The sequence below is a fragment of the Pelagerythrobacter sp. genome (assembly GCF_041912895.1).
Classification (GTDB): Bacteria; Pseudomonadota; Alphaproteobacteria; order Sphingomonadales; family Sphingomonadaceae; genus Pelagerythrobacter.
This window is the reverse complement of the sequence record NZ_JAYSGI010000005.1, coordinates 96,993-117,849: the sequence shown is the minus strand read 5'-3', so window position 1 is coordinate 117,849 and position 20,857 is coordinate 96,993. Positions and strand designations below refer to the sequence as shown.

General features: G+C 68.2%; 23 protein-coding genes. 10 read left to right on the top strand and 13 right to left on the bottom strand.

What is annotated here, in order from left to right:
• Positions 1 to 7 precede the first annotated feature (7 nt).
• The 8 genes from tatB to ACE3QC_RS13565 form a co-directional block, all read right to left on the bottom strand.
• Positions 8 to 406 carry a Sec-independent protein translocase protein TatB gene (gene tatB, locus ACE3QC_RS13600; RefSeq protein WP_374409130.1) on the bottom strand — a complete coding sequence of 133 codons (399 nt, stop codon included), beginning with the start codon at positions 404 to 406 and terminating at the stop codon, positions 8 to 10.
• Between the two features lie 26 nt (positions 407 to 432).
• On the bottom strand, positions 433 to 684 hold the full coding sequence (gene tatA, locus ACE3QC_RS13595) for a twin-arginine translocase TatA/TatE family subunit (protein ID WP_374409128.1): 252 nt from the start codon (positions 682 to 684) through the stop codon (positions 433 to 435).
• Between the two features lie 73 nt (positions 685 to 757).
• A complete protein-coding gene (scpB, locus tag ACE3QC_RS13590) occupies positions 758 to 1,378 on the bottom strand; it encodes an SMC-Scp complex subunit ScpB (protein WP_374409126.1) in 621 nt (206 codons plus the stop codon).
• Positions 1,375 to 2,184 (bottom strand): ScpA family protein, encoded by an 810-nt coding sequence (locus ACE3QC_RS13585; RefSeq protein ID WP_374409124.1) that lies wholly within the window; start codon positions 2,182 to 2,184, stop codon positions 1,375 to 1,377. Before ACE3QC_RS13585 ends, scpB begins: the two co-directional genes overlap by 4 nt.
• The gene (gene nagZ, locus ACE3QC_RS13580; protein WP_374409122.1) at positions 2,181 to 3,200 is read right to left on the bottom strand and encodes a beta-N-acetylhexosaminidase; all 1,020 of its coding nucleotides are present in this window, start codon (positions 3,198 to 3,200) and stop codon (positions 2,181 to 2,183) included. Before nagZ ends, ACE3QC_RS13585 begins: the two co-directional genes overlap by 4 nt.
• Positions 3,201 to 3,276: 76 nt before the next feature.
• Positions 3,277 to 3,966 carry an SPOR domain-containing protein gene (locus ACE3QC_RS13575; RefSeq protein WP_374409301.1) on the bottom strand — a complete coding sequence of 230 codons (690 nt, stop codon included), beginning with the start codon at positions 3,964 to 3,966 and terminating at the stop codon, positions 3,277 to 3,279.
• Positions 3,967 to 3,968: 2 nt separating this feature from the next.
• Entirely contained in the window at positions 3,969 to 5,714 is a 1,746-nt protein-coding gene (argS, locus tag ACE3QC_RS13570; RefSeq protein ID WP_374409120.1) for an arginine--tRNA ligase, read from the bottom strand.
• 58 nt (positions 5,715 to 5,772) lie between these two features.
• The gene (locus ACE3QC_RS13565; protein WP_374409118.1) at positions 5,773 to 6,423 is read right to left on the bottom strand and encodes a hypothetical protein; all 651 of its coding nucleotides are present in this window, start codon (positions 6,421 to 6,423) and stop codon (positions 5,773 to 5,775) included.
• Positions 6,424 to 6,494: 71 nt separating this feature from the next.
• Here ACE3QC_RS13565 and ispH point away from each other — a divergent pair, with 71 nt between their 5' ends.
• Genes ispH through rnhA form a run of 3 tightly spaced genes read left to right on the top strand, consistent with a single transcriptional unit; the run spans position 6,495 to position 8,911 of the window.
• Positions 6,495 to 7,469: a 4-hydroxy-3-methylbut-2-enyl diphosphate reductase gene (gene ispH, locus ACE3QC_RS13560; RefSeq protein ID WP_374409115.1), complete on the top strand. Its 975-nt coding sequence runs from the start codon at positions 6,495 to 6,497 to the stop codon at positions 7,467 to 7,469.
• Positions 7,470 to 7,476: 7 nt separating this feature from the next.
• Positions 7,477 to 8,442, top strand: coding sequence for a homoserine kinase (gene thrB / locus ACE3QC_RS13555; protein ID WP_374409114.1), 966 nt, complete (start codon positions 7,477 to 7,479; stop codon positions 8,440 to 8,442).
• Positions 8,443 to 8,461: 19 nt separating this feature from the next.
• Complete coding sequence (gene rnhA, locus ACE3QC_RS13550) at positions 8,462 to 8,911, top strand: ribonuclease HI (RefSeq protein WP_374409112.1); 450 nt, start codon at positions 8,462 to 8,464, stop codon at positions 8,909 to 8,911.
• 6 nt (positions 8,912 to 8,917) lie between these two features.
• On the opposite strand, the gene ACE3QC_RS13545 is transcribed toward rnhA, so the two are convergent.
• Both ACE3QC_RS13545 and ACE3QC_RS13540 read right to left on the bottom strand, forming a co-directional pair.
• Positions 8,918 to 10,015 carry an NAD(P)/FAD-dependent oxidoreductase gene (locus tag ACE3QC_RS13545; protein ID WP_374409110.1) on the bottom strand — a complete coding sequence of 366 codons (1,098 nt, stop codon included), beginning with the start codon at positions 10,013 to 10,015 and terminating at the stop codon, positions 8,918 to 8,920.
• 7 nt (positions 10,016 to 10,022) lie between these two features.
• Complete coding sequence (locus ACE3QC_RS13540) at positions 10,023 to 10,964, bottom strand: alpha/beta fold hydrolase (RefSeq protein WP_374409108.1); 942 nt, start codon at positions 10,962 to 10,964, stop codon at positions 10,023 to 10,025.
• Positions 10,965 to 11,100: 136 nt separating this feature from the next.
• On the opposite strand from ACE3QC_RS13540, the gene ACE3QC_RS13535 reads away from it, so the two are divergent.
• The 7 genes from ACE3QC_RS13535 to ACE3QC_RS13505 all read left to right on the top strand — a co-directional run bounded on the left by ACE3QC_RS13535 (position 11,101) and on the right by ACE3QC_RS13505 (position 18,307).
• On the top strand, positions 11,101 to 11,592 hold the full coding sequence (locus ACE3QC_RS13535) for a prepilin peptidase (protein ID WP_374409106.1): 492 nt from the start codon (positions 11,101 to 11,103) through the stop codon (positions 11,590 to 11,592).
• A gap of 86 nt (positions 11,593 to 11,678) precedes the next feature.
• Positions 11,679 to 12,689 (top strand): Flp pilus assembly protein CpaB, encoded by a 1,011-nt coding sequence (gene cpaB / locus ACE3QC_RS13530; protein WP_374409104.1) that lies wholly within the window; start codon positions 11,679 to 11,681, stop codon positions 12,687 to 12,689.
• A 64-nt stretch (positions 12,690 to 12,753) separates the two neighbouring features.
• Positions 12,754 to 14,286: a type II and III secretion system protein family protein gene (locus ACE3QC_RS13525; protein WP_374409102.1), complete on the top strand. Its 1,533-nt coding sequence runs from the start codon at positions 12,754 to 12,756 to the stop codon at positions 14,284 to 14,286.
• A gap of 14 nt (positions 14,287 to 14,300) precedes the next feature.
• On the top strand, positions 14,301 to 14,963 hold the full coding sequence (locus ACE3QC_RS13520) for a CpaD family pilus assembly protein (RefSeq protein WP_374409100.1): 663 nt from the start codon (positions 14,301 to 14,303) through the stop codon (positions 14,961 to 14,963).
• A 3-nt stretch (positions 14,964 to 14,966) separates the two neighbouring features.
• Complete coding sequence (locus tag ACE3QC_RS13515) at positions 14,967 to 16,241, top strand: pilus assembly protein CpaE (RefSeq protein ID WP_374409098.1); 1,275 nt, start codon at positions 14,967 to 14,969, stop codon at positions 16,239 to 16,241.
• Between the two features lie 58 nt (positions 16,242 to 16,299).
• Entirely contained in the window at positions 16,300 to 17,271 is a 972-nt protein-coding gene (locus ACE3QC_RS13510; RefSeq protein ID WP_374409096.1) for a type II secretion system F family protein, read from the top strand.
• 16 nt (positions 17,272 to 17,287) lie between these two features.
• Positions 17,288 to 18,307, top strand: a complete 1,020-nt coding sequence (locus ACE3QC_RS13505; RefSeq protein ID WP_374409300.1) for a type II secretion system F family protein — start codon at positions 17,288 to 17,290, stop codon at positions 18,305 to 18,307.
• A gap of 9 nt (positions 18,308 to 18,316) precedes the next feature.
• On the opposite strand, the gene ACE3QC_RS13500 is transcribed toward ACE3QC_RS13505, so the two are convergent.
• The 3 genes from ACE3QC_RS13500 to ACE3QC_RS13490 form a co-directional block, all read right to left on the bottom strand.
• Positions 18,317 to 18,778: a MarR family winged helix-turn-helix transcriptional regulator gene (locus ACE3QC_RS13500; RefSeq protein ID WP_374409094.1), complete on the bottom strand. Its 462-nt coding sequence runs from the start codon at positions 18,776 to 18,778 to the stop codon at positions 18,317 to 18,319.
• Positions 18,779 to 18,881: 103 nt separating this feature from the next.
• Entirely contained in the window at positions 18,882 to 19,667 is a 786-nt protein-coding gene (locus ACE3QC_RS13495) for an SDR family oxidoreductase (RefSeq protein WP_374409092.1), read from the bottom strand.
• 14 nt (positions 19,668 to 19,681) lie between these two features.
• Entirely contained in the window at positions 19,682 to 20,854 is a 1,173-nt protein-coding gene (locus tag ACE3QC_RS13490; RefSeq protein ID WP_374409090.1) for an acetyl-CoA C-acetyltransferase, read from the bottom strand.
• Positions 20,855 to 20,857: the final 3 nt, after the last annotated feature.

Here is a 20,857-nt window from a genome sequence, read left to right as displayed (position 1 = left end):
CGCCGCCCTACTCGCCCCGCGACTGGTCGAGTGGCTTGTCGAGCGGGAGCGGCGGTTGCTCGCTTTCGCCCTCGCCGATCGGCGGTTCCGCGGCCGGGCGCCCATCCTCCGCGTCCGGTGCGCCAGGCTTCGCCGCCGCCTTGCCCTGCTCGAGCGGCTGCATCTCGTCCGATGGGTGCTTGGACATGATGCGCGCGTTCTGCTCGCGCCACTTCTTCTCCATCTCTTCCATCTCGGCTTCGCGGATCATCGCGTCGATCCCCGAGCGGAAGTGGCTCGACACGCGCCGGATCTTGCCGATCCATCGCCCCGCTGTGCGCAGCGCGAGCGGCATATCTTTCGGGCCGATCACGACCACGGCCACGACCACGATTATGAGCAGCTCGATGGCACCGACGTCGAACATGGATCAGGCGGCGCGGACCGGCGCGATCAATGGGCGCTGTCGCGCGTATCCGCCGGCTTCGGATCGGCAGCCGCTTCGGAGGCCGGCTTCGCTTCGTGCGCCGGGCCTTCGATGCGCGGGGACGGCTTGCTCGCGCTGCCGTCCTCTTCGTTCATGCCTTCCTTGAAGCTTTTGATGCCTTTGCCGAAATCGCCCATCATCTCGGAAATGCGCCCGCGCCCGAAGAGCACGAGCACGACGAGCGCGATGATGATGAGCTGCCAGGGGCCGAGCGACATGGGAAACCTTTCCGATTGCGTTGGCGCCGATATAGGCGCTCCTGCCTGGGAGCGCCACCGCGAACCGTCGCAATCAGCCGGTCTGAAGCGGCTCTTCGTCGCCGGCCGGCTTGTCCGCCTCCGCTGCGCCACCGGCAAGCGCTTCGTAGGCTTCGTCGACCGGATCGAGCAGGCCCGCGGCGCGCAGTTCGTCGATCCCCGGCAGGTCGCGGCGCGACTCGAGGCCGAAATGGCGCAGGAACTCGGGCGTGGTCGCGTAGATCACCGGGCGCCCCGGTACCTCGCGCCGTCCGGCGACGCGTACCCATCCCGCTTCCATCAATACGTCGAGCGTGCCCGAGGATGTCTGAACCCCGCGGATCGATTCGACTTCCGCGCGGCTGACGGGTTCGTGATATGCGACGATCGCCAGCACTTCGGTCGCGGCGCGGCTCAGCCTGCGGACCTGTTCGCGCTCGCGGCGCAGCAGGTGCGCGAGATCCGGCGCGGTCTCGAAATGCCAGCGCTTGGCGCGCTCGACCAGCCGCACGCCGCGCCGGTCGTAGTGCTGCGCCAGCGCGCGCAGGCCATCGCGCACCGCGGCCGGACCAGCGTCTCCGAGATGCGCGGCAAGCGACTCGGCGGTCATCGGCTCTTCCGAGGCGAACAGCGTCGCCTCGATCGCTCGCGCCAGAGCGTCCGAAGGCTCGCTCATGTCGCGACCCGCCGCAGCCGCAGTGGGCCGAACACCTCGTTCTGCGCCAACTCCGCCTTGCCCATGCGCGCGAGTTCGAGCGCGGCGACGAAGCTGGACGCCAGCGCCGAACGGCGCAGGCGCGGCTCGGCATGCGGGGGCAGGAAATCGCGCAGTTCCATCCAGTCGAGCGCGACGCCGAGCATGGCCGAAACCCGCCCGAGCGCCGATTCGAGCGTCATCACCGGCCGTTCGCGCACCATGTGGATCGCCGGTGCGGTCCGCGCCTTGACCCGGCCATAGCCTTGCACGAGCGCGTACCAGTCGCAGGTCCACTTCGTGGTGCGGTCGATCCGCAGGCCTTCGGGCGCGGGGCGGAGGAACACGTCGCGCCCGATCCGGTCGCGCGCCATCAGCCGGGCGGCCGACTCGCGCATCGCGCCCAGCCGCTGGAGCCGCAGTTGCAGCCGCAACGCCAGTTCTTCCGGGCTCGGGTCTTCCTGCTCGTCGCGCGGCAGGAGCATGGCCGACTTGAGGTAGGCGAGCCAGGCCGCCATCACGAGATAGTCGGCCGCCAGTTCGAGCCGCAGCGCCTCGGCGCGCTCGATATAGCCGAGATACTGATCGACCAGCGCGAGGATCGAAATCTGCCGCAAGTCGACCTTCTGCCGCCGCGCGAGATCGAGCAACAGGTCGAGCGGCCCTTCCCACCCGTCGAGCTCGAGATAGAGCGCATCGTCCTCGCCCTCGCCGGCCGCGGCAGGGCCGGTCCAGTCCTCGCCGTCATCGCCGGTGGCGAGATCGAGGAGCTGGCCGTCCGAGGTCACGCCGCCGCTTCCCCGATCGCCAGCAGCGCGTCACGCTTCGCCAGCAGATCGTGCGCGCGCGGATCGTCTTCGCCCACACGCGTATCGGCGAGCGCGCGGTCGAGACGCTCATGTCCGCGCTCGGTCAGCGGGGGCAGGCGGCTGGCGATGCCTGTCATATCCTCCATCCTCGCCCAGCAGTTGAGCACCAAATCGCAGCCCGCCGCGATCGCGCGTTCGGACCGTTCCGGGACCGAGCCCGACAGCGCCTGCATGTCGATATCGTCGGTCAGCAACAGCCCGTCGAAGCCGATCCGGCCGCGAATCACCTCTTCGATGACCGTGCGCGAGAGCGTGGCCGGGTTCTCCGCGTCCCACGCGGTGAACAGCAGATGCCCAGTCATCCCCACCAGCGCACCGGCGAGCGCGCGAAACGGCGCGAGGTCGGTCTCGAGCTCGGCTTCGCTCGCGGTGACGGTGGGCATTTCCTTGTGCGTGTCGGTGCTCGAACGGCCATGCCCAGGCATGTGCTTGATGCAGCCCGCGGCGCCGCCCCGCGCCAGACCGTCGAGGATCGCCCGCCCCAGCGCGGCGACCTGCATCGGCTCGCTGCCGAGCGCGCGATCCCCAATCACGTCGTGCGCCCCCGGCTGCCGTACGTCGAGCGGCGGATGGCAGTCGACGGTGATCCCCATTGCCGACAGCTCGAGCGCCATCGCCTCGGCATTCACGCGCGCCGCTTCGATCGCACTCGCGGGGGCCACGCGGTAAAGCGCGTCGAACGCCGCGCCGGCGGGATAGGCCGCCCATTGCGGCGGACGCAGCCGGGCCACCCGCCCGCCTTCCTGATCGATGCACACGAACAGCCGTTCGCGCCCGTGAATCTCGCGCAAGGCGTCGGTCAGGGCGCGCACCTGTTCCCGCGTTTCGCAATTGCGGCCGAACAGGATGTAGCCCGCCGGATCCGCCTCGCGGAAGAAATCGCGCTCCTCGGCGGTCAGCGCGGCGCCGGACAGTCCGAAAATAGCGGGCGTCATCGGCGGAGAATCGCAGTTATCGTCCCTCGCCGCAACCTCGGCGCGAGGTTGCGGTGTGGATAGCGCGGAACCGCGTTCAGCGCTTGACCTGGCAGGCGACCCCGTCGGCCTGCAGCGCGCTGCACAGCTGCCGGGCCGCTGCGACATCGCCGGCGATCGCCTGGAGCCGGAACACCTTTCCGATATCGGCCTGCCCCTCGACGACGCGGTGTGACACGCCGTTCAGCGCCTCGGTCTGGCGGGTCAGCGTCGCCCAGCCGCGCTCGGCGGTTTCGCTGCTCGAGAACGCGCCGACCTGCACGGCTACGCCTCCCGCTTCGTCCGATCCGGCTGCCGTCTCCGACGGTGTCGGCGCGTCCGTCTGCGCGAGTCTTCCTTCTGGGGTGCGTCCCTCGCCCACCACCGGGGCGACATCGCCGGTTCCCGCGGCGATCCGGCCACCGGGATTCTCCGGGCGTTCCTTGTAAGGGGCCTCAGGCGCTTCGATCGTGCTGCCGTCCGCCACCAGTTCGGGGTCGCTGGTCCGATTGCCGAAATACCAGATCGCGCCCAGCACCGCCCCGATCGCGAGCAGCCCGAGAAGCGCGAAACCGAAGATGCGCCCGGTATCGACGCCCGGTTCTTCCTCGTAATCGGCGGATTCGAGCCACGGGAGGCGTTCGCCGTCGGCAAGTTCGAGTTCCTCGGTCTCGACGACCGTCTCGTCCTCGCTCCATTCGTCCACGGTCGGTTCTTCCCCGTCGTGCCCCTTGCGCCGCCCCATCATCGTCACATCTCCTCGACGGCCTCGACCCCGAGCAGGGCGAGCCCATTGCGCACTACCTGCCCGATCTGTGCGGCGAGGAAAAGCCTCGCGCCGGTCAATTCGCCGTCCTGTGCCACGATGAAGCGCTTGTCCGGCGCATCGTTGCCGAGATTCCAGAAGGCGTGGAACGCTCCGGCGAGGTCGTAGAGGAAGAAGGCGATCCGATGCGGTTCGCGCGCCTGTGCCGCAGCCTCGACCACGCGCGGGAACTGCGCCGCCTGCTTGACGAGCGCAAGCTCCTCCTCGCCGAGGCGGGCCAGCGCAGTGCCGGAGGGCGCCATGCCTTCCGCCGCACCCTTGCGGAGTGTCGAGCTGATCCGGGCGTGCGCATACTGCACGTAGAACACTGGATTGTCCTTCGACGCCTCCACCACCTTGGCGAAGTCGAAATCCATCTGCGCTTCGGGCTTGCGGGTCAGCATCGTGAAGCGGACGACATCCTTGCCGACTTCGTTCACCACGTCCGCCAGCGTCACGAAATTGCCGCTGCGCTTGGACATCTTCACCGGCTCGCCGCCGCGCAGGAGCTGGACCATCTGCACCAGCTTGACGTCGAACGGGATCGGCTTGCCTTCACCCTCGCTGAGCGCGGCAACCGCGGCCTTGATCCGCTTGACCGTCCCCGCGTGGTCGGCGCCCCAGATGTCGATCAGCGCGTCGGCATCGGCCGCCTTCTGCATGTGATAGGCGAGATCGGCGCCGAAATAGGTCCAGTTGCCGTCGCTCTTGCGGATCGGACGATCCTGATCGTCGCCGAACTTCGTCGAGCGGAACAGCGGCAGCTCGACCGGCTCCCAGTCTTCGGGCGTCTTGCCCTTGGGCGCTTCGAGCATGCCATCGTAGACAAGATCGTGCTCGCGCAGCCACGCCTCGGCCTGCTCGGGCTTTCCGACGCGCTGGAGTTCGGCTTCGGACGCGAAAACGTCGTGATGAATACCGAGCAGTGCGAGGTCGGCCTTGATGAGATCCATCATCGCGGCCACCGCTCGGGCGCGGAACTCTGGCAACCAATCGCTTTCGGGCGCGGTGCGGTACGTGTCGCCCAGCTCGGCGGCGAGCGCTTCGCCGACCGGCTTCAGGTACTCGCCCGGATAGAGCCCTTCGGGAACTTCGCCGACATCCTCGCCCAGCGCCTCGCGGTAGCGCAGATGCGCGGAACGGGCGAGCACGTCGACCTGCCCGCCGGCATCGTTGACGTAGTATTCGCGCGTCACCGGATGCCCGGCGAATTCGAGCAGCGCGGCGAGCGCGTCGCCGACCACCGCGCCGCGGCAATGGCCCATGTGCATCGGGCCGGTGGGATTGGCCGACACGTATTCGACGTTCACCCGCGTGTCCGCCCCCGCAGCGGAGCGGCCGTATGCCGTACCCAGCTCGGCGATCGCGGCCAGTTCCTCGCGCCACGCCGCGTCGGCGAGCCGCAGGTTGATGAAGCCCGGCCCGGCGATCTCGGCGCCTTCGATAGCGGGATCGCGGCGCAGGTGCTCGACGATCTTCTCCGCCAGCGCGCGGGGATTGGTCGCGGCCTGCTTGGCGAGCACCATCGCGGCATTGGTGGCGAGATCGCCGTGGCTGGCATCGCGCGGCGGCTCCACCGCGACGTTCGCGCGCGAAACCCCCGCGGGCAGCGCGCCTTCGGCTTCGAGCGCGCCGAGCACGGCATCGACTTTCGCCGCGAAGGCGGCGTGGAGGGTCTTTCTGTCCGACATGGCCCGCGCGGTTAGACGAAATGCGCCAAAGCGCAAGCGCCCGGCAGGCAGCGCGGGGTCAGCGCGTGGCGTTGTAGGCCAGCTGGTCCTCGGTCAGCTGGAAGCCGATCAGCAGCTCGAAGTTTGCCCGATCCAGCGCCGCGCGCACTTGCGGATCGGCGAGCGGATCCAGCGCGGCGTCGGGATCGCCGGCACGGCGCCGGCGGGTGATCTGTTCGCGAATGTCGTCCGGCAGCGTGGCCGCGCCGCGATCCACGAACGCTCCGGCGGTGCCGCTGCCTTGCGCGCGCTCCTCGCCCGCGGCGAAGTCGATCACGATCGTGCCGACCCGCTTGGATTGCACCGCAGTGCCGGCGCGCAGGACGGTGGCGAAATAGGGCAGTTCGACCCGGCGCGCCGCGCTGGCGTCGGTGCGACGGGCAAGCACGTCGAAGGTCGCCTGGCTGTAGATGCGCTCGCCGGTTTCGTCGCAGGTCGAACGGACATTCGTGATCGCCGCGGTCACGTCGATATTGGCCGCGGTGCGGTCGCCCGGCGTGCGGAACGTCGTCATGTCGCCGGTATAGTCGGGGACGCCGACCGCCGGGCACGTGGTTCTCACCGCCGTGATGCCGACGCCCTCGCTGATGACGAGATCGCCTTCGCCCGCACAGCCCGCCACCGCGGCGGCCAAGGCGATCGAAGCGAAAAGACGGCGGCTCGGGATCATGCAAGGCTTCCTTCGAATTCCATGTGAGGCCGCCCTAGCGGCGCGCGCGGCAAAGCGCTAGAGGCGCGGATATGAATGCCCCCTTGCAAACTCCGGTGCGCGACGATGCGCGCCCCGCGCTGACGCTCCTGATCGCCGCGCCACGGGGCTTCTGCGCCGGGGTCGACCGCGCGATCGAGATCGTCGAGCGCGCGCTCGATCGCTACGGCCCGCCGGTCTACGTGCGGCACGAGATCGTCCACAACCGCTACGTGGTCGATAGCCTGAAGGCCAAGGGCGCGGTGTTCGTGGAGGAGCTCGATTCGGTGCCCGACGGCGCGCCGGTGGTGTTCAGCGCGCATGGCGTGCCCAAGTCCGTCCCGGCCGAAGCGGAACGGCGCGGGCTCGACTATCTCGACGCGACCTGCCCGCTGGTGAGCAAGGTCCATCGCCAGGCCGAACGCCAGATCGAGGCCGAGCGCCATATCGTGTTCGTCGGCCATCGGGGCCACCCGGAAGTGATCGGCACGATGGGTCAGGTGCCCGAAGGCGCGATGACGCTCGTCGAAACGGTCGAGGATGTCGCCGGGCTGGCCTTCACGCCGGACGCTCCGCTCGCCTTCCTGACCCAGACGACGCTGTCGGTGGACGACACGCGCGCCATCGTCGCCGCCTTGCAGGCCAAGTATCCCCATATCGTCGGCCCGAAGGCGGAGGATATCTGCTACGCCACCTCGAACCGGCAGGCGGCGGTCAAGCAGATCGCGCCGGGCAGCGACCTGGTGCTGGTGATCGGCGCGCCGAACAGTTCGAACTCGCTGCGACTGGTCGAGGTGGCCGAACGCTGCGGCACCGACGCCCGGCTGATCCAGCGCGCGAGCGACATCCAGCCCGAATGGCTCGACGGCGTCGGCACGATCGGCCTCACCGCGGGCGCCTCCGCCCCGGAGAAGCTGGTGCGCGAAGTGGTCGACCGGCTGTCCGAATGGCGCGTGGTGGAAGAGCACACGCTCGTCAGCGCCGAGGAGAAGATGGTCTTCAAGCTGCCCCGCCAACTGATGGCCTGAGCCGCGCATGGCGGTCTACACCCATCTCGGGGCGGAGGATCTCGCCGCGCTGATCGCGCACTACGATGTCGGCGCGCTGGTTTCGGCCAAGGGCATCGCGGAAGGCGTGTCGAACAGCAACTGGCTGATCGAGACCGAGCGCGCCCGTTTCATCCTGACGATGTACGAGCGGCGCATCGAGCTGGCGGACCTGCCGTTCTTCCTCGGGTTGCTCGATCATCTTTCCGCCGCCGATTGCCCGGTGCCGCGCACGATCCACGACAGCGACGGGCAGGCGTGGCGCACGGTGGACGGCAAGGCGGTGGCGCTGATCGAATTCCTCCCCGGCGTTTCGGTCGACCGGCCGACGCCGGCGCAGGCGCGAGCCGTGGGCGGCGCGCTGGCCCGGCTGCACCTCGCGTCGGCCGATTACCCCGGCACCCGCGAGAACGATTTGCGGCCGTCTGACTGGCGGGCTCTGTTCGACCGCTGCGGGGAGAATCTCGCGCGGATCGACACCGCCCTGCCGGCCCTCGTCGACCGGCATATGCCCGAGTTGCTGGCCGAATGGCCGGCGGACCTGCCGGCAACGGTGATCCACGCCGATCTCTTCCCCGACAACGTGTTGATGATGGGCGACCGCGTCGGCGGGCTGATCGACTTCTACTTCGCCTGCCGCGATTTCGCCGCCTACGATCTTGCGGTGACCCATGCCGCCTGGTGTTTCGGCCCCGACGGTCGCGGCTTTCGCGCCGACATCGGCGCCGCGCTGGTTTCCGGCTACGAGGCGGTGCGCCCGCTGTCTGCCGACGAGCGCGCGGCGTTGCCGTTGCTGGCGCGCGGCGCGGCGATGCGTTTCATTTCGACACGCGCCTTCGATTGGATCGACACGCCCGAAGATGCGCTGGTAACGCGCAAGGATCCGATGGATTTCGCCAGGCGGCTGGAATTCTACGCCGAGGCGGGGGACAGGGCCTTTGCATCGCGCGGCTGAAGGGGCAACGGCTTAAGCCATGAAGCAGGTCGAGATTTTCACCGATGGCGCGTGCAAGGGCAATCCCGGTCCGGGTGGCTGGGCGGCGTTGCTGCGACTGGGGCGGCACGAAAAGGAACTGGCGGGCGCAGAAAGCGACACGACCAACAACCGCATGGAACTGACTGCGGCGATCCGCGGCCTCCAGGCGCTGACCGAACCCTGCCGGGTGACGCTCTATTCGGACAGCAAGTACGTGCTCGACGGCATGACCAAGTGGGTCGCGGGCTGGCAGAAGCGCGGCTGGATCAACGCGAGCAAGAAGCCGGTGCGCAATGCCGACCTGTGGCACGAACTGATCGAGGTCGCGGGCAATCACGAGATGACGTGGCGCTGGGTCAAGGGGCACGCCGGCCATCCCGAGAACGAGCGTGTCGACCGCCTGGCGAGCGACGAAGCGGACCGGATCGCGCGCGAAGCGGCGCGCTGATCGCCGTCAGCCGAAGCGGGCGGGCGAATAGAGCGCTTCGTCGAGACCCCGGGTCATCGCATCCCGCTCCAGCCCGAGCAGCAACTGGGCGCCCAGCCGAGCGGCCGCGGGTGCAGTCTGGATGCCGAACCCGCCCTGCCCCGCGAACCAGAAGAACGCATCGTCCGCCGGATCGAAACCATAGACCGGGCGACGATCGGGCGCGAAACTGCGCAGACCGGCCCATTTGTGCTCGACCGCCTCGACCCGCCAGTCCACCACGTGCTGCAACCGGTCGATCGCCTCGGCCACCGCGAGTTCCTCGGGCGCCGCGTCGCATGGCTTCGAGGGCACCTCGTCGTGCGGGCTCAGCCACAGGCGCCCGCTCTCCGGCTTGAAATAGAACGCGCCCGAGATGTCGAGCACGAGCGGCAGATCGTCGGGCGGCGGTGGATCGACGCGCAACTGGGCCACCGTGCGCCGCAGCGGCGTGATCCCGAGCGGGCGCATTCCCGCGAGCGCGGCGACGTCGTCGGCCCAGGCTCCGGCGGCATCGACCAGGATATCTGCCTCGATCCGGCCGCAGTGGGCAGTGCCGATCGCCCAGCCGTCCGTCATCCGTTCGATTCGCATCGCCCGCGCGCGCGTTTCCAGTCGTCCGCCCGCCTTCGCGAACGCGCCGAGGTACTGCGCATGCAATCCGGCGACGTCGATATCGGCGCAGGCCCGCTCCCACACAGCACCCGTCCACGCCGCTCTTATTCCGGGCACCTGCCGTTCGAGCGCCTCGCGCCCAAACCGCTCGAGCGTCGCGCCGCTCGCCGAAAAGCGTTCGATGAAGGCGTCGAGAACGTCCGCTTCGCTGTCGCGCCCGATGTAGAGCGCCCCGCGCGGCGAGAGAACCCCGCGCTCGCGCAGATAGGGGCCCGACGCGAGGGTCAGCGGCACGATCTCCGGTCCGCCGTAGCATTCCTCCCAGAATGCCGCCGAGCGACCCGTCGCGTGGTATCCGGGGCGATCCTCGGCCTCGAGCACGACCACCCGGGCGTGCGGGGCGAGCTCGGCGCCGAGGCTCGCGCCGGCCATGCCCGCGCCGACGATCGCGATGTCGAACCGATCCGCCAAGGCCGGGTTACCCGCGCCCGGGCGCGACGCGGTCGAGGAATTCGGCGATGGCCGCCATCGCGCGATCGCGTACCTCGTCTACCTCGCGCAGGATCTCGTGCCGCGCTTCCTTGCCGAAAGTCACCAGTTCGCCCTCAGGCAAACGCCGCGCCGCGGCCTCGATCGCGGCCATGCCGACCAGCCTGTCGTTCGAGGCGGCGAGCAGGAGGACGGGGGTACGAACCGAGTCGAGTACGCCGGGCCGATAGAGCGAGCGCATCGATTCGTAGGCGCGTTCGACCCAACCCCAGCTTCCCGGCCCCATCACGAGCTCCGGCCGCGCGTCGCGCCACCACAGTTCGTCCTGATAGCGGTCGCGATCGTGCGTCAGGAGGTCGGCCCGCGCCGCCGGGACTTCGCCCGGCTTCTCGCTCCACTTCCACGCCGGGCGCGCCGGATCGCCGAAACGCTTCATCACCGCCGCGAGGCGATGCATCCAGCTGACCGGCAGAACACCGCCGTAGAACCCGAGCATCGGGGCCGAGAGCACGACGGCATCGGGATCGACCCGCTGCTCGGCCACCGCGCGCAGCACCAGATGCCCGCCCATCGAATGGCCCATCAGGATATGCGGCCCGGGCGTATCGGCGGTCCAGGCCCGCCACAGATGCGCGAGATCGTCGACCCAGCGCGAGAAATCGTCGACGTGCCCGGTCACGGCATCGTTGCCCAGCCGCCCCGAACCGGCTTGCCCGCGCCAGTCCGACGCCGTCACGCGCCAGCCGGCGCGATGCCACTGCTCGAGCGTCTCGAGGTATTTCTCGTAGTTGTCGCCGCGGCCGGGGAGGAACAGGATCGAGCCGCGCGCTGCGCCGCCTGGCGCGGGCCAGTCGATCCGGCGGATCGCGTGCTGGTCGGGCGCCATCCAGCGGCTCTCGACGGCGTGCGCCGGAATCGCGCGCCGATCCATCGCGGCGCGCAGCCCTGCCGCCTGATCCGTTTCGGTCTGGTCCGCTTGGCTAATGCCGCCCTCCTGCGGGTGGTTACTCTTTGGTAAGCGATACCCTGTAGCACCAGATCCTGAGGGGGGACCATCGGGGGTTTCGATGCCGGAAGGCTATTTCCACTACGGGCTGCTCGTAGCCTTGGCAATCGCGCTGGTTATCGCAGCGTTTACCGATCTTCGCCGGCGCCAGATCGACAACTGGCTCAATGCCGCGATCGCGCTCGGCGCACCGCTGTTCTGGTGGGCGAGCGGCGTGTCGCTGTGGCCCGGGGTGGCGATCCAGCTCGGTGTCGCGCTCGCCGCATTCGCCGTGCTGGCCCTGCTGTTCGCGCTGCGCATGATGGGCGGCGGCGACGTCAAGCTGCTGACCGCGCTGGCGCTGTGGATCGCCCCTGCACCGTTCCTGCAATTGCTGATCGTGATGGCGCTGGCCGGCGGCGTGCTGACGGTCGTGCTCGGCGCGTGGCACGTGATGCGCCGCCGGCGCGACCGGCTGGCGGTGCCTTACGGCGTCGCGATCTCGACCGGAGGGCTGTGGATTCTCGCCACGCATTATCTGCCAGCCGCCGGAATCGCAGGAGTTTCGGGGTGAACCCGATTTTAACCAGTTCGCACCTACAGACGAAAACCATATTCGCCCGCGGCTCTCGCGGGCAGCACGAGGGGGCTTGTTAAGCCATGGACAGGAAGAAGCTGGTATTGTTGCTCGGCGCGCTGGTCATCGCGATCGGCACCGCTCTGGCGGCTCGCAGCATGTTTGCCGGGGCATCCGCCCCGCAGGCGGAAGCGGCGGCGCCGGTGCCGCAGGGTCCGAAGGTTCTCGTCGCGCAACGTGCGCTCGAAACCGGCACGATCATCACCGCCGATGCGATCGGCTTCCAGATGTGGCCCGAAGAGCTCGTCAAGGATGCCTATTTCCTCGACGGGGAATCGGACATCACCAAGCTGCTCGGCACCGTCGTGCGCTTTCCGATCACGGCGGGCGAGCCGGTGACACAGGGTTCGCTGGTGAGCCCGGGCGACAGCGGTTTCCTCGCCGCCGCGCTCGGCCCCGGCATGCGTGCGGTCACCGTGCCTGTTTCCGCCAAGACCGGCGTGGCCGGGTTCGTGTTCCCGGGCGACCGGGTCGATCTCGTCCTCACGCAGAGCGTCAGCGGCGACGATGGCCAGGCGCTGAAGGCGTCCGAAACGATCCTTCGCAACCTGCGGGTGCTCGCCACCGACCAGTCGACCACGACCGAGAAGGTCGAGGGGAACACCGTCGTCCGCGCATTCCGCACGGTCACGCTGGAGGTGACACCGAAGATCGCCGAAAAGGTCGCGGTCGCGCAGACCATCGGCACGCTCAGCCTGTCGCTGCGCTCGATTGCCGACAACCAGTCCGAACTCGATCGCGCGCTCGCCGCGGGCGATATCAAGATCCCCGACGATGCCACGCCCGAGGAGGAGGAGAAGCTGCTTCGCCAGGCGATGGCGCGTCCGCTCGACCAGGGCTCGACGTACGTGACCGGCGGCGACGTCTCGCGCTTCCAGCGCTCGTCGATGCCCGCCACGGGCCCGGTGTCGGCGCCGCAGCCGTCGATGGGCCCCGTGGTCTCGGGTGACCCGGCGCCTCCGGTTCGCAGCGGGCCGACCGTCCGCGTGACCCGCGGCAAGGCCACCGAAGAAGTACCGGTCGAGAAGAACTGACATGCGCAACGACCACGCATTTCCCGCCTGCCGCAACCACGGCACGCAATCGAGGGGCAAAACCATGAAACGCCGCCTTATCGCCACTGCGCTGCTCGCGGGCATCGCGCTGGCCCCGGTTTCGGGTGTTCCGGCCAATGTCGCCAGCGCCCAGACAGTTTCCAGCCCGGCGCAGAGCATCGTGCTCTCGATCGGACGCGGAGAGCTGATCACCGTTCCCGGATCGATGGCCGACGTGTTCGTCGCCAACGAGACGGTCGCGGACGTCCAGGTCAAATCCCAGCGCCAGCTCTACGTGTTCGGCAAGGCCGGCGGCGAAACCACCGTCTACGCCAGCAATTCGGCGGGCGACGTGATCTGGTCCGCCAACGTCCGGGTCGGATCGAATATCGACAGCATCCCGCAGATGCTGGCCCTGGCGATGCCCGAGGCCGCCATCTCGACCGCGACGATGGGCGCCAACACCGTGCTGCTGACCGGAACGGTCGCCGCGCCCGAGGACGCCGCCGAGGCCGAACGCCTCGTGCAGGCTTTCGTGGGCGAGGAGATGAACGTCATCAGCCGCCTGAAGATGGCGACGCCGCTGCAGGTCAATCTCCAGGTGCGTTTCGCCGAAGTCAGCCGCTCGCTGGTTCGCGCGATCGGCGCCAATCTCGCCAGCTTCGACGGCACCAGCGGGTTCAAATTCGGTGTCACCACCGGCCGTTCGCCCTTCCCGCAATATGCGCCGGGCGGCGGCGCCTTCACCGGCGTGACCGAAGCCACCGAGGGCTCGACCGTCGTGACCGGCATCGAAGGCGGGACGACGATTTCTGGCCTCGGCCGCTTCCTCGGCCTCGATCTCGCGGGCGCGCTGGACCTTGCCGAGCGCGACGGCCTGCTGACGACGCTGTCGCAGCCCAACCTCACCGCGCTGTCGGGCGAGACGGCGGATTTCCTCGCGGGCGGCGAATTTCCCATTCCCATCAGTCAGGGTCTCGGCACCACCGCGATCGAATATCGCAAGTTCGGCGTCAGCCTCTCCTACACGCCCACCGTGCTGGCCAACGGCCGCATCTCGATGCGGGTGCGCCCGGAGGTTTCCGAGCTTTCGAGCCAAGGGGCGGTCACGCTCGACGGCTTCCAGATTCCGGCGCTCACCATCCGCCGCGCCGAGACGACGGTCGAACTCGGCTCCGGCCAGAGCTTCATGATCGCCGGGCTGATGAGCAACAACGCGCAGAGTACGATCGACAAGGCGCCGGGTGTCGGCGACGTGCCGATCCTCGGCAACCTGTTCCGCTCGCGCCAGTTCCGCAAGGGCGAGACCGAGCTGGTGATCGTGGTGACGCCCTATCTGGTCAACCCGGTCAACGCCAACGACATCCGGCTGCCGACCGACGGCTTCCATGCAGCCAACGAAGCGCAGAGCCTGATCGGATATCAGAACAACGACGGCATCAGCGGCGAGCAGCGCCCCGGGCCGACGGCGGTCGATCGCGACGCGCCGGCGCCCGACGTGTCGCACGGAAACGGCGGACAGGCGATCCTGCCCGGCGCTTCCGCCCCGGCCGAACGCCGCGCCGAAACCGCCGCCCCCGGCTTCAGCCTGAAGTGAGAAAGGTGATCACGATGCCCAAGGCTATCCCCGCAACGACCCGGCGCAAGCTCGCCGTCGCCGTCGCTTTCTCTCTCGGCCTCTCGCTGGCCGCATGCGGAGGCATGCCCCAGAACCGCAGCCTCTATTCGACCAAGCAGCCCGTCGTCGAACGCACCAATTACGTGCTCGACGTGCAGGTCGGCCCGGGCGGGCTCTCGATCCCCGAGCGCCAGCGCCTCGCCGACTGGTTCGAAGCGATGGGCCTGCGCTACGGCGACCGCGTGGCGGTCGACGATCCGGCGACCGGCGGCGCGGCTCGCGGAGCCGTGGCCGAGCTCGCTGCGCGCTACGGCATCCTGCTCAGCGAAGGCGCGCCGGTGACGGTCGGCCATGTCGCGCCGGGTAGCGCGCGCGTCGTCATCACCCGGTCGAGCGCCGAAGTTCCCGGCTGCCCCGACTGGTCGGCGAAATCGGACATGAATTACAGCAACGGCACGTCGCCGGGCTACGGCTGCGGGGTCAACAGCAATCTCGCCGCGATGGTCGCGAACCCGGAAGATCTGGTCAACGGGCAGAAGGGCACCGGGGAAACCGTGGTGATGAGCTCGACCAAGGCGATCAGCAGCTATCGCGAACAGGCCCCCACGGGCGAAGACGGCCTTGCGGCCAGCGGCACCGGCACCGGAGGAAACTGAGCCATGAACGCTCCCTGGAAACCCAACGGCAACCGCGATCCGTTCGCCGCCTTCATCTGCGACGAAGCCGCGCTCGACGTGTTGCGTCCGGTCGTCATCGAGATGGGCTGGCAGCCGGAGAAGTGCGCCAAGGGCGGTCTGCGCAACGCAATCCAGTCGCTGTCGGTCAGCGCCAGCCCCAACATCTTGCTCGTCGACCTGTCCGAAAGCGGCGACCCGCTGAACGACATCAACGCGCTGGCCGAGGTCTGCGAGCCTGGCACGGTGGTGATCGCGGTCGGCCAGGTCAACGACGTGCGCCTCTACCGCGACCTCCTCGCGAGCGGCATTCACGACTACCTGCTCAAGCCGTTGTCGGCGGGCCAGCTTCGCGACGCGCTCAACCACGCGCAGGCGGTGTTCGCCGCACCGCGCGCCAGCGATCCCGAATCGGCCAAGCGCCACATTTCGACCGCGGTCGTCGGCACCCGCGGCGGCGTCGGCGCCTCGACGCTCGCGACCTCGCTCGCCTGGCTGTTCAGCGCCGACCACAAGATGCCGACCGCGCTGCTCGATCTCGACGTGCATTTCGGCACCGGCGCGCTGGCGCTCGACCTCGAGCCGGGGCGCGGCCTGACCGACGCGATCGACAACCCCAGCCGTATCGACGGGCTGTTCATCGAACGTGCGATGATCCGCGCGAACGACAACCTCGCGATCCTCTCGGCCGAAGCGCCGATCAACGCCCCGTTGATGACCGATGGTTCGGCCTTCGTGCAGCTGGAGGAAGAGTTCCGCCAGGCGTTCGAGATGACGGTCATCGATCTCCCGCGGAACATGCTGATCAACTTCCCGCACCTGCTGACCGAAGTGAACGTCGTCGTCCTCGCGGCCGAAATGACGCTCGCCTCGGCGCGCGACACGATCCGCATCCTGTCGTGGCTCAAGGCCAACGCCGCGCACGCGCAGCCGCTGATCGTCGCCAACAAGGTACAGGTCGGCGTGTCGGAGATCGGCAGAGCCGACTTCGAGGCCTCGATCGAACGCCCGATCGATTTCCTGATCCCTTACGACGCGAAGACCGCCGCCAACGCTGCCAAGCTCGGCCAGACGTTCGCCGACGCGAACCGCGCCAGCAAGTCGGCCGCGGTGATGCGCCAGCTTGCGGACCGGGTGATGGGTGCGAGCGACGCGGAAGCGGGCGACGCCGAACCGGCGAAGAAGTCGCTGCTCGGCAGTTTCGACATCAAGTCGCTTCTGGCGAAGAAGGAAAAGAAGGTCGCGGCTCCGGCCGAGTGATCTCGCACCGTTCGCAGGCTTCGGCATCGCGGGCGGCAAGGAAGGGCAGGACACGCGCATGAACATCATCCAGCTCCTGCTGGTCGGATGCGGACTGATGAGCCTGATGGTCATCGGCTACCTGCTGCTGGCCGGTCCGTCGGCGGCCAAGGAAAGCCAGCGGCGCATCCAGGCGATGCGCTATCGGCATTCGGACAGCACCGATACGCGGGTCGAATCGCAGCTCAAGAAGGCGATCGCCGCGCGCCGGCCCAAGATGCACAAGATCGCCGGGTCGACCTCGCGGATCGAGGCGCTCGCGGTGCGGCTCGACCGGACGGGCAAGAAATGGTCGATCAGCCAGTATTTCTACGCGTCGCTCGGCATTGCGCTGGCGGTGGCGGTGGTCATGTACCTGCGCAGCGGGGCGGCGTTGCTCTCGCTCGGCATCGGGCTGTTCGTCGGCGCGGGCCTGCCGCACATGGCGGTCAACCACCTGATCAAGAAGCGCACCAACGATTTCAACGCCAAGTTTCCCGACGCGATCGAGCTGATCGTGCGCGGCCTGCGCTCGGGCCTGCCGGTGACAGAGACGCTGCAGGTCGTGGCGCAGGAAATCCCCGGCCCCGTCGGCCTGGAGTTCAAGGGCATCGTCGAGCGCATCAAGATCGGCCGCACGATGGAGGAATCGCTCCAGGAAACCGCCGATCGGCTCGGCATTCCGGAGTTCAACTTCTTCTGCATCACGCTCGCCATCCAGCGCGAGACCGGCGGCAACCTTGCGGAAACGCTCGGCAACCTCGCCGACGTGCTCCGCAAGCGTGCGCAGATGAAGCTCAAGATTCGCGCGATGAGCTCGGAATCGAAAGCTTCGGCCTACATCGTCGGCGCACTGCCGTTCATGGTCTTCGGCATGATCTGGTGGATCAATCCCGAATACATCGGCGGCTTCTTCACCGACGATCGCCTGATCGTGACCGGTCTGGGCGGCATGGTCTGGATGGGGATCGGCGCATTCATCATGGCCAAGATGGTCAGTTTCGAGATCTGAGCGAGGACCAAGCGACATCATGGAAACGCCCGCCGGCCCCACGCTTCTCGGCTTCGACGTCATCCTCGTCGGCACGATCCTCGCCGGGATCGCCGCGCTTGCGGTGGTCCTCGCGATCTATGCCGCGGTCACCGTCAAGGACCCCATGGCGCGCCGGGTGAAGGCGCTCAACGATCGCCGCGACGAGCTCAAGGCGGGCATCGTCAAGGGCAACACGCGCAAGCGCCAGAGCCTCACGCGGAAGTCCGAGGGCACCGAGAAGATCAAGGACACGCTCGCGGGCATGAAGGTGCTCCAGCAGAGCCAGATCGAGGACATTCAGCAGAAGCTCGCGCACGCGGGTTTCCGCAACAAGGAACTGGCGGTCTACGTGATCGCCGGGCGGATCGTGCTGCCCCTGCTCCTCGGCGGGCTCGGCTTTTTCATGATCTACCTGATCGACTATTTTCCCGACTGGGGCGGGATGAAGCGCGTCGGCGCGATGGCCGCGCTGCTCTACCTCGGCTACAAGGGGCCCGAGCTGTTCCTCTCGAACAAGGCCTCGAAGCGCACCGACGCGATCCGCAAAGGCCTGCCCGACGCGCTCGATCTGCTGGTGATCTGCGCCGAAGCCGGCCTGACGGTGGACGCCGCCTTCAACCGCGTCGCCAAGGAATTAGGTCGCGCCTATCCCGAACTGGGCGACGAATTCGCGCTGACCGCGATCGAGCTGTCGTTCCTCACCGAACGCAGGATGGCGTTCAACAACCTCGCCTATCGCGTCGATCTGGAATCGGTGCGCGGGGTGGTGACCACGATGATCCAGACCGAGCGTTACGGCACGCCGCTCGCATCCGCGCTCCGCGTGCTCTCGGCCGAATTCCGCAACGAGCGCATGATGCGCGCCGAGGAAAAGGCCGCGCGCCTGCCCGCGATCATGACGGTGCCGCTGATCCTGTTCATCCTGCCGGTGCTGTTCATCGTCATTCTCGGCCCGGCGGCCTGCTCGATCAGCGACGCGTTCTCCGGCGGCGGCCCGGCGCAGGGCCCGAACTAGCCGGGCTTGCTAGAGATCGAGTTCGCCCGCCTGCTCGCGCACCCGCGCCAGCAGGCGGGTAAACGTCTCGCGCTCCTCTGCCGAGAACGATGCGAAGAGCTGCTGCTCCATCCGCAGCGCCAGCGGCATGATCCGGTCGTACATCGAACGGCCCGCGCCCGTGAGCGCCAAGTGGTGCGAACGGCCGTCGGTTGCATTGGGCTCGCGCGCGACGAGCCCGCGATCCTCCAGCGTGCGGCAGGCCCGATTGACCGCGACCTTGTCCATCAGCGTGCGCGCCGTGAGCTCGCGCTGGGTCGACGCCCCGGCATCACCGAGGACCGCCATGATCCGCCATTCGGTGATCTTGAGCCCGAACTGGCTGCGATAGACTTCTGCGATCGTGTTGCTCGCCGCATTGGATGCGATCGAGAGCTGATAGGGCAGGAAACGGTCGAGCTTGAGCTGCCTGGCGCTGTCGGGATCGGTCATGTATTCCGTTTCTACCGCCGACGCCCGGCAAGACAAGCGCCGGCCGATGGAGACCGAACGGGGCGGCCCTCAGGCCACCCCGCGGAAAGGCGTTCCGCCGATTCTAGCGCGGCGCCATCCTGATGCCGCCGTCGAGCCGTACGTCCTCGCCGTTGAAATAGCCGGTCTCGATCATGCACAGCGCCAGCTTCGCATACTCTTCCGGGTTGCCCAGTCGCTTGGGGAACGGAACGCTGGCGGCCAGCGCGTCCTTCACCTGCGGCGGCGCGGCGTTCATCAGCGGAGTGTTGAAGATGCCCGGCAGGATCGTGTTCACCCGGATGCCCTCGCCCATCAGGTCGCGCGCGATCGGCAGCGTCATGCCGATGACCCCGCCCTTCGACGCCGAGTAGGCGGCCTGGCCGACCTGCCCGTCTTCGCCCGCGACCGACGCGGTGTTGACGATCGCCCCGCGATCCCCGTCCTCGCTCAGCGGATTGAGCGTCATCATGCCCGCCGCCGACTTGGCGATGCAGCGGAACGTGCCGACGAGATTGATCTGGATGACGAAGTTGAACGCATCGAGCGGAAAGTGGCTGATCTCCCCGCTCTGCTTGTCGCGCTTGGCGGTCTTGATCGCATTGCCGACCCCCGCGCAGTTGACCAGGATGCGCTCCTGCCCGTGCGCCTCGCGCGCCTTGGCGAAGGCGGCATCGACGCTGGCGTCGTCGGTGACGTTGCATTCGCAGAACACGCCGCCGATGTCGGCCGCGACCGCCTTGCCTTTCTCTTCCTGCAAGTCGAAGATCGCGACCTTCGCGCCCTTCGCCGCCAGTGCACGCGCGGTCGCTTCGCCGAGGCCGGAGGCGCCGCCGGTGACGACGGCGGGAGTGTTGCTGCTGATGTCCATCAATTCATCCTCTTTCAAAGCGCCTCGACGATCGTGACGTTGGCGACGCCGCCGCCTTCGCACATCGTCTGCAGGCCGTATTTCTTGCCACGCGCCTTCAGCGCATGGACGAGCGTCGCCATCAATTTGGTTCCGCTCGCTCCCAGTGGATGGCCGAGCGCGATCGCGCCGCCGTTGACGTTGAGCCGGTCCGGGTCCGCCCCGGTATGTTTGAGCCAGGCGAGCGGCACCGGCGCGAACGCTTCGTTGACTTCATAAAGGTCGATATCGCCGATCGCCATCCCGGTGCGCTGCAGCGCCCTGTCGGTCGCGAACAGCGGTTCTTCCAGCATGATTACCGGGTCGCCCGCGGTAACAGTGAGTTTGACGATGCGGGCCAACGGCGTGAGCCCCTGCTCCTTCAGCACCTTTTCCGAAACGATCAGCGTGGCGCTCGATCCGTCGCAGATCTGGCTCGCGGTCGCTGCGGTGATGGCGCCCTTCTCGTCCAGCAGCTTGACCCCGGCGATGCTCTCCAGCGTGGCGTCGAAGCGGATGCCCTCGTCCACCCGATGCAATTCCATGCCTTCGGGCGTCTCGATCTCGACCGGGACGATCTCGGCTGCGAACGCGCCCGCTTCGGTCGCGGCGATCGCCTTGCGGTGGCTATCGAGCGCGAAGCGGTCGAGGTCGTCCTTGGTGAACTCGTGCTTCCGCACGATCATCTCGGCGCCCATGAACTGCGACCATGTAACGCCGGGATACTTTTCCTCGAGGCCCGGCGACTTATAGGTGCCCAGCCCCTCCTTCATGTGGAAGATCGCCGTGGTGCCCATCGGCACCCGGGTCATGCTCTCGACACCGCTGGCGATGACGACGTCCTGCGTCCCGCTCATCACCGCCTGCGCGGCGAACTGAACCGCCTGCTGGCTGGAGCCGCACTGGCGGTCGATCGTTACTGCGGGCGTCGATTCCGGCAGCGCCTTCGAAGCGAGCACGGCGTTGCGCCCGACCTGCACCGACTGTTCGCCCGCCTGGCTGACGCAGCCCATGATGACATCGTCGACGCTCGCCGGATCGATCCCCGTCCGCGCGACCAGCGCATCGAGCGATTTCGCCGCAAGGTCGACCGGATGAACCCCGGCAAGCCTGCCCCCGCGACGGCCGCCGGCGGTGCGAACGGCATCGACGATATAGGCTTCGGGCATCTG